Source organism: Acinetobacter sp. CAU_H_S139_7 (assembly GCF_058599305.1).
Genome location: NZ_CM178651.1, coordinates 1,376,001 through 1,389,741 on the forward strand (window position 1 = coordinate 1,376,001; position 13,741 = coordinate 1,389,741).

10 protein-coding genes and 2 pseudogenes are annotated in these 13,741 nt (G+C 42.1%); 8 read left to right on the plus strand and 4 right to left on the minus strand.

Features of this window, described 5'->3' with window-relative positions; all coding sequences use genetic code 11:
• Window positions 1-83: 83 nt before the first annotated feature.
• A complete protein-coding gene (locus AC4MC0_RS06745) occupies window positions 84-1,394 on the minus strand; it encodes a D-alanyl-D-alanine carboxypeptidase PBP6B (RefSeq protein ID WP_335999283.1) in 1,311 nt (436 codons plus the stop codon).
• A gap of 179 nt (window positions 1,395-1,573) precedes the next feature.
• On the opposite strand from AC4MC0_RS06745, the gene AC4MC0_RS06750 reads away from it, so the two are divergent.
• On the plus strand, window positions 1,574-3,277 hold the full coding sequence (locus AC4MC0_RS06750; protein ID WP_348922477.1) for a M61 family metallopeptidase: 1,704 nt from the start codon (window positions 1,574-1,576) through the stop codon (window positions 3,275-3,277).
• Between the two features lie 81 nt (window positions 3,278-3,358).
• Here AC4MC0_RS06750 and uraH read toward each other — a convergent pair whose 3' ends face one another.
• Window positions 3,359-3,757 (minus strand): hydroxyisourate hydrolase, encoded by a 399-nt coding sequence (uraH, locus tag AC4MC0_RS06755; protein WP_126036895.1) that lies wholly within the window; start codon window positions 3,755-3,757, stop codon window positions 3,359-3,361.
• 513 nt (window positions 3,758-4,270) lie between these two features.
• On the opposite strand from uraH, the gene AC4MC0_RS06760 reads away from it, so the two are divergent.
• The 3 genes from AC4MC0_RS06760 (at window position 4,271) to AC4MC0_RS06770 (ending at window position 7,522) form a co-directional block, all read left to right on the plus strand.
• Window positions 4,271-6,502 (plus strand): NADP-dependent isocitrate dehydrogenase, encoded by a 2,232-nt coding sequence (locus AC4MC0_RS06760; RefSeq protein ID WP_491887403.1) that lies wholly within the window; start codon window positions 4,271-4,273, stop codon window positions 6,500-6,502.
• A 172-nt stretch (window positions 6,503-6,674) separates the two neighbouring features.
• Window positions 6,675-6,980: an IS630 transposase-related protein gene (locus tag AC4MC0_RS06765; RefSeq protein ID WP_262471488.1), complete on the plus strand. Its 306-nt coding sequence runs from the start codon at window positions 6,675-6,677 to the stop codon at window positions 6,978-6,980.
• Between the two features lie 47 nt (window positions 6,981-7,027).
• The gene (locus AC4MC0_RS06770) at window positions 7,028-7,522 is read left to right on the plus strand and encodes an IS630 family transposase (RefSeq protein ID WP_005402039.1); all 495 of its coding nucleotides are present in this window, start codon (window positions 7,028-7,030) and stop codon (window positions 7,520-7,522) included.
• Between the two features lie 3 nt (window positions 7,523-7,525).
• Here AC4MC0_RS06770 and AC4MC0_RS06775 read toward each other — a convergent pair.
• A pseudogene (locus tag AC4MC0_RS06775) lies at window positions 7,526-8,341 on the minus strand (IS5 family transposase); the annotation flags it as partial.
• Window positions 8,342-8,397: 56 nt separating this feature from the next.
• On the opposite strand from AC4MC0_RS06775, the pseudogene AC4MC0_RS06780 reads away from it, so the two are divergent.
• Window positions 8,398-9,001 (plus strand): annotated as a pseudogene (locus tag AC4MC0_RS06780) (amidohydrolase family protein); the annotation flags it as partial.
• On the opposite strand, the gene AC4MC0_RS06785 reads toward AC4MC0_RS06780, so the two are convergent.
• Window positions 8,992-9,627 (minus strand): TetR/AcrR family transcriptional regulator, encoded by a 636-nt coding sequence (locus AC4MC0_RS06785; RefSeq protein WP_491887404.1) that lies wholly within the window; start codon window positions 9,625-9,627, stop codon window positions 8,992-8,994. The pseudogene AC4MC0_RS06780 and the gene AC4MC0_RS06785 overlap by 10 nt on opposite strands.
• A 110-nt stretch (window positions 9,628-9,737) precedes the next feature.
• Here AC4MC0_RS06785 and AC4MC0_RS06790 point away from each other — a divergent pair, with 110 nt between their 5' ends.
• Genes AC4MC0_RS06790 through AC4MC0_RS06800 form a run of 3 tightly spaced genes read left to right on the plus strand, consistent with a single transcriptional unit; the run spans window position 9,738 to window position 13,730 of the window.
• Window positions 9,738-10,760 (plus strand): HlyD family secretion protein, encoded by a 1,023-nt coding sequence (locus AC4MC0_RS06790; protein WP_491887405.1) that lies wholly within the window; start codon window positions 9,738-9,740, stop codon window positions 10,758-10,760.
• A gap of 17 nt (window positions 10,761-10,777) precedes the next feature.
• Window positions 10,778-12,589 carry an ATP-binding cassette domain-containing protein gene (locus AC4MC0_RS06795; RefSeq protein ID WP_491887406.1) on the plus strand — a complete coding sequence of 604 codons (1,812 nt, stop codon included), beginning with the start codon at window positions 10,778-10,780 and terminating at the stop codon, window positions 12,587-12,589.
• Between the two features lie 10 nt (window positions 12,590-12,599).
• On the plus strand, window positions 12,600-13,730 hold the full coding sequence (locus tag AC4MC0_RS06800) for an ABC transporter permease (RefSeq protein WP_336000297.1): 1,131 nt from the start codon (window positions 12,600-12,602) through the stop codon (window positions 13,728-13,730).
• Window positions 13,731-13,741: the final 11 nt, after the last annotated feature.

The following is a 13,741-nucleotide window of genomic DNA, read 5'->3' on the forward strand; positions in this document are numbered from 1 at the left end:
GAATATGCCATCTTCTTGATTTATTGATAATTAGATTGTCTTACAAGTTACATAAAGTATAAAACTCGGGATACTGCTCGAACTTAACCGAGTGTATAGGTTTTTACTTTAGGTTCATCGCTTGATAAAAATGGAAACAAGCTTTTGAACCAAAACATTAGTCGCTGGAAAATATTGGCTTCTTCAATTTGTACATCTTCTTCAATGGTAAACGTTTGAATGAGCTGATTGTTTTGATAGACCTGCACTTTCGCCAGTTGCATCACTTCAGCCAGCGGAGCGGTCAGCTTGTTTTGCAACACTTCAATATTGAAATGCGTTTTTGTAGACTCTAATGGATCAATGCGTTGAAGAGTGCCATTGCCTGTATTGAGCATAATGCGTTGGTTGGTCTGGTCGAAGGCATGTAAGTCAATGGCATAGGGTTGCTCGTACAATGATGTGGTCACAATTTTCGGTTGCTTACTTTCCACTTTGAACATTTTCAATGTCGATTTGACTACAGGCAGTTCTGCGATAATTTGCTTATCTTTCAGCGCAACTTCGTTACGAGTATAGGTATAAGACAAATTCATGAGGTTATGTGCAACTTCAGCACGCTTAGCTGCACTTTCTGTACCCAAAACAATGACCACCAAGCGACGGTTTGGATTATCTGGATTCATGGTCGGGCGGTTTGCTGTCAGCGCTAAATTGTATCCCGCTGCTTTGGTATAACCTGTTTTTAAGCCATCAACTGTCGGGTCTTTTTTTAACAGAATATTGGTTGCACGGTGAAAGTGTTGGTTGTAGCTAAAACTTTGCTGTTTTGAATAGTATAAATAGTCTGGCGTTTCATTCACCAAGGCTTGGCCTAATAGCGCTAAATCATGTGCAGTCGAATAGTGCTCTGGCATGGTGATACCCGCAGGGTTTTGAAAATGCGTTTCAGTCATTCCCAGTGCTTTGGCTTCTTGGTTCATTCGTGCAACAAAGTTTGGAATATCACCAGAGATGCGTTCCGCTAAAGTCACTGCTGCGTCGTTGGCAGACATGACCACTAAACCCGCTAAAAGCTGATCCACAGAAATCTGTTCACCTTGTTTTAAGTACATTTGGGACTCATCCCACATCACCGTACTGACCACAGGTGTTGCGGTAAGAATTTCGCTCTTATTGAGCTTCCCTGCATTAATTTCTTTGAGTGCAATATAAGCCACCATCATTTTGGTGAGCGAAGCGGGCGCACGTTGAACATGACTATTATGCTCTGCAATGACTTGCCCCGATTGGCTGTCAAAAACTGTCCAAGCTTGAGCTTCAACTGTTTCAGGAACAATGTTGAGCAATGCCGCTTGAGTGAAACTTGAACATAAGGCGAAGAGTGTAGCGATGAAGTAGATGACAGCTTTCAATGAAATTCCCTAACCAAGCCATTCCGTGACTTTTAAACCTAAAACAGCTGCAAATGCTATGCCTTTTTTTCCTCAATGACCAGTCAAAAATGCAGACAAATGTGACTGCGACGCAAAACTGGCGTAAATAATGCTAAGCTAAGTTATAACTCATTTCATTTTATTTTGTATCGCCCATTATGTTGCATTATCAGATCGAATTTGACGATTATCGTCAGCACCTTATACACGTGACTTTACGCTTTGTAGCAGACCCAACACAGGTACTTTCATTACCAACTTGGATTCCGGGTAGTTACCTCATTCGCGAGTTTTCAAAGCATATAGAGTCGGTTCGTGCTTATGATGAAGAAGGGCGTTTGTTAGAAATTCAAAAATTTGAAAAGAATAAATGGCGTCTTTTTAATACTGACCATGAATTGATTACGGTTGAGTATGATGTCTATGCCTATGATCTGTCGGTGCGCGGTGCGTATGTAGATCAAACCCGTTTATATGTAAACCCCGCATGTGCTTGCTTAGGTTTAGAGGGTCAAGAGGACAAAGCAGTTGAAGTTGAACTGTTCCTTCCTGATGAGCTAAAACACTTCCAATTGGCTACCGGTATGGCTTCTAAAAGCCTCGTTAAAGGTCGTTTTACTTTAAAAGCCAAAAACTATGCCGAGTTGATTGATGCACCATTTGAGTTGGCAGAGCAGACTCGTTTTGGTTTTGAAGCCAATGGCATCCCACACGAGTTTGTGGTGTCAGGTAAACATGCCATGAATGCTGCACGTATGCAGCAAGACATTGAAAAAATCTGTGCAACAGAAATTTCAATGTTTGGCTCAGCACCATTTTCAAACTACACCTTTATGACGATGGCAACAGCAAATAGCTATGGTGGTTTGGAGCATCCAAATTCAACCAGTTTGATTAGTCCACGTGAAGACTTACCAAAAGCCAATGAGCCTGAAGAGCCGTCTGAAGACTATCAACGTTTCTTAGGTTTATGTAGTCATGAATACTTCCACTCATGGTTGGTTAAATTCATTCGTCCTGAAAACTTTGTCAATTACGATCTAAATAAAGAAGGCTATACTTCTTTGCTTTGGATTTTTGAAGGTTTCACGTCTTATTATGATGACTTGATTTTGATACGTAGTGGTGTGATTTCCCAAGCCTCATATATCAAACTACTCAAAACTCAGATTGATCGTTATTTGCAAAATCCAGGTCGTTTTGTACAGTCTGTGTCTGAGTCTAGCTTCGATGCATGGGTGAAATTTTACCGTCAAGATGAAAACTCGAACAATGCAGGCACCAGCTATTACAACAAAGGTTGTTTGGTTGCCCTATGTTTAGACTTAGGTTTGCGCTTACGTGGTTCAAGCCTAGACGCGCTTATGCGTAAACTTTATGAGAACGCGCAAAAGGGCATACAAGTACATGAGCGTACGATTGTTGAGTTGTGTAATGAGCTGACGGGTGATAACTGGATTGAGCAAATCAATCACTTAATTAACACCACAGATGAGTTGCCGCTGGATCAACTTTTCCCTGAGTTTGGTTTAAGTTATAGCCTGAAAAATGATAAGTCATTGCCGTTAGGTTTAAAGCTTGTAGATAAGCCAGAAGGCGTGTTGGTGCAAAGCGCACGTCGTGATGGTGCTGCTGCTCAAGCTGGCCTTTCTGCCCATGATGTGATCATTGCGATTGATGGTCTCAAAGCAACGATGAAACTGGTAGAAAAGTATGCCAAACAAGAAGGCTCGTATAGCATATTGGCATTCCGCCGTGATGAGTTGATGAGCTTTGACGTAAAAGCTGCTGGCTCAGAGCTGACTGAAGTGGAATTGAAAGTCGAAGATCAAGCGAAAGCAGAGAAGTGGTTCAAGGCTTAGTCCCTAGGCCACTTTATTTGATTCTGTACAGACAAAAACCGATGCTTAGGCATCGGTTTTTTATGCGCTTATTTATGTGCATTAACTACCACGGTAAGTGGAATAGCCATATGGGCTAATTAATAGCGGAATATGGTAATGATCTAATGAGCCATCAATTACAAACACCACGGGCACTTCAGGAAAGAATGAGCGCTGATTTTTTTGGCGAAACCAATCACCTGTTTTAAAGGTAACTTTGTATACACCTTTTTGTAAGGCCGCATCTTTGGGATATAAATCATTGATTCGACCTTGGTCATCGGTCGTGCTTGAGCTGATTTCTGTCCATTTATCATTTTGTTGGGCTTCAAGTGTCACTTTGACATTGGCAGAAGGGAGACCATTTTCCAAATTCAGCACATGGACGCTCAATGGATTTTGAGCAAAACACCAAGAAGAAAAACCAAGTCCAATGAGCGGAAGCAGCATTTTTAGCATTAAATTGACCCTTACCGTTGCAGGAAAAAGATTCAGTTTAACCAACCATATAAAAATCATAGGTTTAAAAATGTAAAAATGGAGGAGTACGCGTAGAGGGATTATGTATCAATATTTAAGCTTCTGCATGATGAATGGCTCTGCCGATTTAAATTTAGTGCTGAAAAAAGTCATTCTGATGCATGTAGGGCTACAAGACTGTAAAACGATTTGAAGACTGTATTATGTGAAAAGTATCTGTTGTTGTGGCTTAAATGAGGTAAATAACACATTTCGCTAAAAAATTTGTATATTTGCTAAGCAAAAGCTAAAGCCTTGTGGAAAGGCGTGATTTTGAAAAACGAAGGCTGTAGTGGTATTTTCTGGCGAAATGTCGTTATCACTGGATATTACGTTGACTGTAAAGCCCTGAGGGACGATACTTTCAGGGTTTTATTCAAGCACATCGGTTCGCAGGGGTTGAGCCAGAAGCTCATCACCCTAAAAAACTCAATCTAACGCAAGGGGCTATATATGGCTGGTGGAAAGTCAACCATCATTTACACACTGACCGACGAGGCGCCATTGCTAGCGACTTATTCGCTACTGCCGATCATTGAGACCTTTACTAAACCTGCTGGTGTAGAGATCGTTAAAACTGATATCTCTGTTGCCGCACGTGTTCTCGCAGAATTCTCTGAATACCTAAAAGAAGAGCAAAAAGTCCCAGACAATCTTGCAGAACTAGGTCGTCTTACCCAAGATCCAGATACTAATATCATCAAACTCCCGAATATTAGTGCCTCTGTTGCTCAGTTAACAGCATGTATCAAAGAGCTTCAATCAAAAGGCTACGCGATTCCTGACTATCCTGAAAACCCAACCACTGAAGACGAAAAAGCGCTTAAAGCACGCTATGGCAAATGTCTTGGTTCAGCTGTAAACCCTGTATTGCGTGAAGGTAACTCTGACCGTCGTGCACCAGCTGCAGTGAAAAACTATGCGAAAAAACACCCGCACTCTATGAGCGAGTGGAAGCAATGGTCTCAAACTCACGTTTCTCACATGGATGAAGGCGACTTCTACCACGGTGAAAAGTCGATGACTTTAGACCGTGCACGTAATGTGAAAATGGAACTCATCACCAAGTCTGGTGAAACGATTGTTCTGAAGTCAAAAGTTGCACTTCAAGACGGCGAAATCATCGACTCAATGTTCATGAGCAAGAAAGCGCTTTGCGATTTCTATGAAAAAGAACTTGATGATTGTAAAGAAGCGGGCATTTTGTTCTCTTTACACGTTAAAGCAACCATGATGAAAGTTTCACACCCGATCGTTTTCGGTCACTGTGTGAAAATTTACTACAAAGATGCTTTTGAAAAACACGGTAAATTGTTCGATGAGCTAGGCATTAACGTAAACAACGGTATGGTTGGTCTTTACGAGAAGATCGCAACTTTACCGACATCTTTACGTGAAGAAATCATCGAAGACTTACATGCTTGCCAAGAACACCGTCCTGCACTTGCAATGGTTGATTCGGCGAAAGGCATCACAAACTTCCATTCACCAAACGACGTAATTGTAGATGCTTCAATGCCTGCAATGATCCGTGGTGGCGGTAAAATGTGGGGCGCTGACGGCAAACCTTATGACTGTAAAGCAGTAATGCCTGAGTCAACTTTTGCGCGTATCTACCAAGAAATGATCAATTTCTGTAAGTGGAACGGTAACTTCGATCCACGTACGATGGGTACTGTGCCTAACGTTGGTTTGATGGCGCAAAAAGCTGAAGAATACGGTTCGCACGACAAAACTTTCGAAATGTCTGAAGCGGGTGTTGCAAACATCACTGACCTAGAAACTGGCGAAGTGTTGATGACTCAAAATGTTGAGGAAGGCGACATCTGGCGTATGTGTCAGGTGAAAGATGCACCGATTCAAGATTGGGTAAAACTTGCAGTAAACCGTGCTCGTAACTCGGGTATGCCAGCAATCTTCTGGTTAGACCCATACCGTCCGCACGAAAATGAAGTGATCAAGAAAGTACAAAAATACTTGAAAGACCACGACACTGCTGGTTTAGATATTCAGATCATGTCTCAAGTACGTGCAATGCGTTATACACTTGAACGTGTAGCGCGTGGCCTAGATACGATTTCTGTAACGGGTAACATCCTACGTGACTACCTGACTGACTTGTTCCCAATTATGGAACTTGGTACTTCAGCGAAAATGTTGTCTATCGTTCCGTTAATGGCGGGCGGTGGTATGTACGAAACTGGTGCGGGTGGTTCAGCGCCTAAACACGTACAACAGCTTGTTGAAGAAAACCACTTACGTTGGGATTCTTTAGGTGAGTTCTTGGCGCTTGCTGTTTCTTTAGAAGAGCTAGGCATTAAAGAAGATAACGCTCAGGCGAAACTTCTTGCGAAGACTTTAGACCAAGCGACTGGAAAATTACTTGATAACGACAAGTCTCCATCACGTCGTACTGGCGAGTTAGATAACCGTGGCAGCCACTTCTATTTAGCGAAGTTCTGGGCTGAAGCGCTTACTGCACAAGATGAAGATGCTGAGTTGAAAGCGAAGTTTGCTCCACTTGCGAAAGTACTTGCTGAAAACGAAGACAAGATCATTGCTGAACTTGCTCAAGTTCAAGGTCAAGCTGCTGACATCGGTGGTTACTATGCTGTAGATACAGCTAAAGTAAATGCTGTAATGCGTCCAAGCGAGACTTTGAATGCTGCACTTGAAGCGATCTAAGTCAAAACTAAATCGGTAAATTTACCGATGAAGTGAAAAAAGCCGATGCATATGCGTCGGCTTTTTTTCATAAATATATAATTAACCTGAGTTCGATATAAAAAAGAGTAGAAAAAAAGCCCTGAATTTATAACATATAGTCAAATCATTATAAAACCAATACAATGGTGCAATGAGTTATTCAGAACATTTTAGACGTAAAATTTTAGCTAAGCTTGAGGAAGGTTATTCTATTCGAGCGGTAGCTACACAATTTGAAATTAATAAAAATACCATTGTTGAATGGAAGAAACGTATAGAGATTAAAAAAACTCGTGTACGTAAACCTTCTAAAATTAACGATGATGCTTTACGTGAAGATGTTGAAAAGTATCCTGATGCTTATCAATATGAACGTGCTGCACGTTTTAATTGTGGTGTTTCATCTATTGGTGCTGCATTAAAGCGCTTAAATATTACAGTTAAAAAAAGACGTTAAGCCATCCTAAAGCAGATACAAAGCTCAGGGATAAATTTATTCAGCAAGTGAATGAATTAGAAAAAAACCATCCGATTATTTATCTGGATGAAAGTGGTTTTAAGTCACATGATTACAGACCTCATGGCTACTCACGAAAAGGAGTACCCTGTTTAGGGCAATATAATTGGCAATTAAAGAATCAGACCAATGCTATTGGAGCAATCCATAAAGGGTATTTATTTTCAGTCGGTTTATTTGACTGCAAAATCAATTCAGATGTTTTTCATTTTTGGATTGAGCAATTCCTCATACCAGCATTACCTGAAAATAGTGTAGTGGTTATGGATAATGCAGCATTTCATAAAAGAGCAGATATTCAGGAGTTATTGGAACAACAAGGGCATAAAATTCTTTGGCTTCCTGCATACAGCCCTGATTTAAATCCTATAGAACAGATGTGGGCATGGGTTAAACGTAAGCGTAAAGAATGGTTGATCGATTCAGTCGATGAGTTATTTCAAGTTTTTTTCGAATCCTGTATGAATAATAAAGTAGTTTGACTATAATAATTTGATGCAATGCATCTTAGTTTCAACCAAACTTCGCCGATGATAGCCTGACCATTTTTTCCATAGTGTCCTGCCTAAACGTTTAATTGTTCGAAGTAATTCATTTCGCTCTAGCGAGCTACTCTTTGTATCTTTCCATTGTTTCGCATTTTTTCTAGGTGGAATCACCGCATGCCCTTGCCGATCTGCAATGACCTGACGGCATTGCTTGGTGTCATAAGCTCCATCGGTATAAACAGAGTTAATCTGCTCATCTTGTGGAATCTGATTAAGTAAATCACCAAGCACCTGTGAATCACTGACATTATTGGTTGTAAGCTGAACTGCTCGTATTTGTAGGGTTTTAGCATCTATACCAATATGAAGTTTACGCCATTGGCGACGATATTCAGGTCCATGTTTCTTGCGTTTCCATTCGCCCTCACCTAGAAACTTCATGCCTGTAGAGTCCATGAGTAGATGCAGCCCATCGCTACTTTTTTGGTAGCTGATTACAATATCAATATGCTTTTGTCTTCTACAAAGCGTGGTGTAATCTGGAGCTATCCAATTTAATCCGCAAAGTTTAATCAGACTTTGCACAAAGCCAGTGACCATACGTAAAGACAGACGGAATAAGGATTTAATCATTAAGCAGCATTGGATGGCTGCGTCGGAGTAGGTTTGATTTCGCCCTTGTTTGCCTTTTGATGGCGCATACCATTGCGTAGCAGGATCAAACCAAATGGCAATATTTCCGCGACTCATGAGTGCTCGGTTATATGCGGGCCAATTGGTTATGCGGTAGATTTTGTGTGTAGGCTTCTTCATTTGAAAATTATATCGCTGAAAAACCCTTTACAGATAGGTTTGTGCAACAAAGCCCTTTTCAACAACAATGGCCAATTTTGGCACATGCCAATGGTGATGCCGCGATTGATCAATACCTTAATGTGATTGCCAATGCGCGCCTCACAGCGACGAGATGTGATTATTCATGCGCAAACCATGCGAGAGGATCAACTGGATCGGGCGAAACAGCTTCACCTGATTCCCTCATTTTTTTCTTTACATACTTACTACTGGGGTGACTGGCATGTAGCACAAACCTTAGGGGAAAAGCGTGCTGAACACATCTCACCAACAGGTTCGGCCTTAAGAAAAGGCATGATTTTCACCGAGCATCATGATGCCCCTGTTATCCCACCGAAAAGCATGATGGTGCTGGATGCAACCGTTAATCGCACCACGCGAACAGGCAAAGTTTTGGGTGAGGCACAAAAAGTCAGCCCGTATATCGCACTTAAAACGATGACGGACTGGGCTGCATATCAGTATTTTGAAGAAGATATCAAAGGCACATTAAGTACTGGGAAATACGGTGACTTTGTTGTTTTAAGTGACAATCCAATCACAATTGATCCGTCTAAGATCAAAGACATCAACGTTCTTGCAACCTATAAGCAAGGACAGTTGGTTTATCAAAGATAAAGTTGTTTAGCGGCTTGTAAACTTGCGACTGAAAAGGTCATGAGATGTTTGACTAAAAGCGCCGGTTCAAGCTTGGAGACATTTTTAAGTGGGCTTGGCCCATTTGCATCTGCCAAAATCAGCATCATACAGGGCGCGACTGTACTGAGTACACAAGGCAAAAGTGCAGGGTGATTTTCATCGATACCTGAAACTTGGCTAATAATTTTTTTAACCAAAAGAAACTTTCGCGCACCATCATTTTGCATAAACGTGTATAGGTGGGTGGTCGGTGAAAAAAGTTCACGAACAAACACTTTGCTATGCCAGACATCGGTTTCAACCAGCTTACCGATTAGGCTTTCAAAAAAAGCTTCCAGTTTTTCAGTAGGCGTTTTAGAGCTGTTAAGCAAGGTCAAGAGTTCTTGTTCATCAATATAATGCGTATGTGCTTCGGCAAGTACGGCACGATATAGGCCATCACGACCATCGAAGTGATAGTTAATGGCAGCCAAATCGACTTCGGCCAGCTTGGCAATCGCTTTACTCGTGGTTTTTGCAAAACCATCCTGAGCAATTAGGCGGCCAGCAGCATCCAAAATTTTCGATTTGGTTAAATCACCATCTCTACGTCCAGCTCTAGACATTATTTACTCTGCATCAAAATTTAGACTTGAAGTATATCTTTCTTAACTGAATTGTTATAGTTTAAATTAAATTTAAACTTGTATTAAAACTAAGCGAAGGTTTGGTGTACATGAACAAAAGTAAGTTCATACTGCTGGTTGGGGTGTTGCTCATTGCTATAGCGGCTGCATTTTTGTGGCTCAGTCGAGAAAAAGATGATCCCGATCATCTGGTGCTATATGGCAATGTTGATATTCGACAAGTCTCGCTGGCATTTGAAACGGCTGGGCGTATTCAAAGCTTATCTGTTCAAGAAGGCGATCGCGTTCAAAAAGGTCAGGTTCTTGCAGAACTGAATACGGACTCGCTGACTATACAAGCACAGCAAGCCCAAGCACAGTTACAAGTTCAACAGCAAACCTTAAATGAGCAAGCTGCGGGCAATCGACCTGAAGAGATTACCCAAGCGAAAGCGAAAGTACAGTCTGCCCAAGCCCAATTTGAAAATGCCGATAAACAATACCAGCGTTTAAATGTCTTAAATCGGAGTACTGCGGGTCAAGCAGTGAGTAAGCAAGAGGTTGATGCTGCAAAAAGCAATATGAAAATGGCGGAAGCGGCCGTAGGTGAAACCAAAGCCAACCTAGAGCTACTTTTGAAAGGTGCACGCACAGAAGATCGTGAAGCGGCTAAAGCACAATATGATTCGACCAAGGCCAATCTTGATTTGATTGATTATCAAATTACACAAAGTCAGCTGCTGGCACCTGTTAATGGCGTAATTCGTGCACGTTTACAAGAAGTTGGTGACATGACGACTTCAAACAAGTCCGTCTATACCATTGCCCTGATCCATCCTAAATGGGTGCGTGTTTATGCCAGTGAAATGGATCTTGGACATATCAACATGGGTGCAGCAGCACAAGTCATTCGTGACTCACAACCGAATCAGCCCATCACAGGAAAAATTGGTTATATCTCATCTGTCGCGGAATTTACCCCGAAAACGGTACAGACCGAAGATATTCGCACGACTTTGGTTTATGAAGTCCGAATTTATGTCGATGACCCGAATGACCAGTTGAAGATGGGACAACCTGTGACAGTGAACATAGCCAAATCATCGCGTCCAACTGCCAAGAATAATCCTTAAGGCAGGGGAGTATGTCGATGTCAGTAGAGAGCATTGTGATTGCCACGGATTTAAATAAAACCTTTAAGGCAGAACAAAAAGGTTTGGATGATGTGCAGGCTTTGCAAGGCATAAATATGCAGATCAAAACAGGAAAACTGACGGCTTTGGTCGGGCCTGATGGTGCTGGTAAAACCACATTTTTAAGATTGATCGCAGGTTTATATAAGCCAACCACTGGAAGCTTAAAAGTCTTAGGAATGGATGTCGCCAAAGATCCACAATCTGTGCAAGATCGTATCAGCTACATGCCGCAAAAGTTTGGTTTGTACGAAGACCTCAGTATTCAAGAAAATTTAGAGTTGTATGCGGATTTGCATGGCGTGCCAATGGACGTTCGCAAGGAACGTTTTGCACGTTTGCTCAAGATTACCGACTTGGCGCGCTTTACTGAACGTCCCGCAGGAAAACTCTCTGGAGGCATGAAGCAGAAGTTAGGTTTGGCCTGCACTTTAGTCCGTTCACCTGAACTATTGCTGTTGGATGAACCAAGTGTCGGTGTCGATCCACTCTCACGCCGTGATCTGTGGATCATCATTGAACAATTGGTGAGGGAGGAGAACTTAAGTGTCATCCTCAGTACTGCGTATATGGATGAAGCTGAACGCTGTCATCATGTTTATGTCATGTTGGATGGACAAGTCTTAAAGCAAGGTACACCCGACGAACTGACGGCTCAGGCACAGGGACAAACATGGCAAGTAAAACCCAGTCCTGACATGAAGGCACGGGTATTACAAGCACATTTACTCGATAATCAACATTATATTGCCGATGCAGTTCCCAAAGGAGATGTAGTGCGTTTTATTACGCGAACTGAAAGCCCATCACTCCCAGCAGATCTTTTGCCCAAAGGCGTTGTTGCAGAACCGAGAGCAGCAGATCTAGAAGATGCATTTATGTTGCTTTTACATGAGGCGAAACATATTCAAAAAACGGTATTGGCACAGGAAAATTTAGCTTTAGACCCTTCAATAACTTTGATAGAAAACTCTGATCCACCACAAGTGAAAACAGAGCAGAATGTAAAACAGCAGCTCGAAAAACCTGTGATTGTGGTGAAGGATTTGGTACGCACTTTTGGCGACTTTACCGCCGTAGCCAGTACCTCGTTTGATGTATCTCGAGGCGAAATTTTTGGTTTACTTGGCCCCAATGGTGCAGGTAAGACCACGACGTTTCGTATGCTCTGTGGTTTACTGCCCGCCAGTAGTGGTGTGTTGGAAGTGGCAGGCATGAATTTGCGTACAGCTCGTGCGCAGGCAAGGGCAAAAATTGGTTATGTATCGCAGAAGTTTGCCCTGTATGGCAATTTGAGTGTGCTGGATAATTTAAAGTTTTTTGGTGGGGCGTATGGCTTATCGGGCAAACAGTTAAAGCAGCAAATTGATAAAGCATTGCTTCAGTTTGAACTTAAACCACATGCTAAAAGCGGTGATCTACCAAATGGTTTTAAACAGCGTTTGTCGATGGCAGCAGCACTGTTACATCAGCCTGAAATTGTATTTTTGGATGAACCAACCAGTGGTATTGATCCGTTAGCAAGGCGCTCTTTTTGGTACACCATTGGAGAGTTGGCGAACCAAGGCATGACCATTATTGTGACTACACACTTTATGGAAGAAGCTGAATACTGTGATCGGATTGCGATTCAAGATGCAGGGAAATTGTTGGCGATTGGTACACCTCAACAGATTCGTGGGATGGCACAGTTAGAGGATGTAAACGATATGAATAGTGCTTTTATTGCCATCGTTGAACAGTCCCGTGCAGACATGCAGGCTCACTGAGGAACGTCAAATGAATCATTTCTCAGCTTTCTGGACACGACTGTTTGCCTTAACACGTAAAGAATCCAAACAGCTGCTTCGTGATAAAAGTAGTATGGCGATTGGTTTCATTCTACCGATTATTTTAATTTTGTTGTTTGGTTATGGACTGTCTTTCGACTTAACCAACGGACGCGTTGGGGTGGTGGAGCAACAGCCCACGCCACAGAGTCAGCAACTGATCAGTGGGCTAAACGGCTCTAAATACATTACCGTCAAGTATTATACAAGCTTTAGCCAAGCTGAAGCCGCAATGGGCAATGCTGAAATTGATGCTATCGTTAATATACCCAGCAACTTTGCGGAGCAATATGCAAAGGGGACTGGTACTGTTCAAGTCATTACCAATGGCCGTGCCACCAGTATTGCTTCGGCTTTGCAGGGTTATATTACCAGTGCGCTTAATACCACCAGTTTGATACAAGCAGACCGAACAAATGCAGCTTCGGTGGGTGGCATTATCAGGGTTGAACAACGTATGTGGTTTAACGAGTCTGCAAATAGCACATGGTTTTTAGTACCGGGTTTAATTGTCTTAATTTTGACCTTGGTCGGAGCATTTTTAACAGGTTTGCTTATTGCACGTGAGCGCGAGCGCGGCACTTTAGAAGCATTATATGTTACGCCCGTACGTCCTCTAGAAATTGTACTTTCAAAACTGGCGCCCTATATCGTGATTGGGATGATCGATATTGTGATGTGCTTAGTTGCAGCACATGTTCTGTTTGATGTACCCATTCGCGCATCACTGCTCTCTGTCATGAGCGCTTCTTTTTTATATTTAATGGTGTCGTTACTGCTGGGTCTGATGATTTCAGGCCTATCAAAAAGTCAGTTTCAAGCCAGTCAAATGGCACTCCTTGCCAGCTTCATGCCCGCTTTGATGCTTTCAGGTTTTGTGTTCGATACACGGAACTTACCGCTAATTGTGCAAATCATCAGCAATGTTTTACCTGCAACGCACTATATGACTTTGATTAAAACATTATTACTCGGTGGTGATGATTGGTCTTTGTGGTTCAAAGAATGTGGCATTTTATTGATTTATATCGTGCTATTCACGGTAATGACCGCGCGTACACTGAAAAAGCGCTTGGGCTAACGAAAGGAAGA

Coding starts and splice junctions, on each gene's coding strand:
- AC4MC0_RS06750 (WP_348922477.1), top strand. CDS start 1,574: ATGTTGCATTATCAGATCGAATTTGACGATTATCGTCAGCACCTTATA.
- uraH (WP_126036895.1), bottom strand. CDS start 3,757: ATGCTAAAAATGCTGCTTCCGCTCATTGGACTTGGTTTTTCTTCTTGG.
- AC4MC0_RS06760 (WP_491887403.1), top strand. CDS start 4,271: ATGGCTGGTGGAAAGTCAACCATCATTTACACACTGACCGACGAGGCG.
- AC4MC0_RS06765 (WP_262471488.1), top strand. CDS start 6,675: ATGAGTTATTCAGAACATTTTAGACGTAAAATTTTAGCTAAGCTTGAG.
- AC4MC0_RS06785 (WP_491887404.1), bottom strand. CDS start 9,627: ATGTCTAGAGCTGGACGTAGAGATGGTGATTTAACCAAATCGAAAATT.
- AC4MC0_RS06790 (WP_491887405.1), top strand. CDS start 9,738: ATGAACAAAAGTAAGTTCATACTGCTGGTTGGGGTGTTGCTCATTGCT.
- AC4MC0_RS06795 (WP_491887406.1), top strand. CDS start 10,778: ATGTCAGTAGAGAGCATTGTGATTGCCACGGATTTAAATAAAACCTTT.
- AC4MC0_RS06800 (WP_336000297.1), top strand. CDS start 12,600: ATGAATCATTTCTCAGCTTTCTGGACACGACTGTTTGCCTTAACACGT.